1 protein-coding gene is annotated in these 289 nt (G+C 75.1%); it reads right to left on the reverse strand.

The annotated features are described in order from the left end of the window. On the reverse strand, positions 1-289 hold a 289-nt coding region (locus VM95_RS38225; protein ID WP_045706363.1), incomplete at both ends, for an acyltransferase domain-containing protein.

Consider the following 289-nt stretch of genomic DNA (forward strand, 5'->3'; position numbering starts at 1 on the left):
GTGCGAGGCGTAGTCCACCTTGACCTTGCGGGCCCGGACGCCGTCGCGCTCGCAGGCCTCGAACACCTCGTCCAGCGCGGCGACTTCACCCGCCACGACGACGGCGGCCGGGCCGTTCACGGCGGCCACCGAGAGCCGGCCCGCATACGGCGCCAGCAGTTCCTCGACGCGGTCGACGGGCAGCGCCACCGACATCATGCCGCCCAGGCCCGCGAGCTTGTCGCGCACCAACTGGCTGCGCACCGCGACGATCCGGGCCGCGTCGCGCAGCGACAGGCCGCCCGCGACG

The organism is Streptomyces rubellomurinus (assembly GCF_000961885.1).
Taxonomy (GTDB): Bacteria; Actinomycetota; Actinomycetes; order Streptomycetales; family Streptomycetaceae; genus Kitasatospora; species Kitasatospora rubellomurina.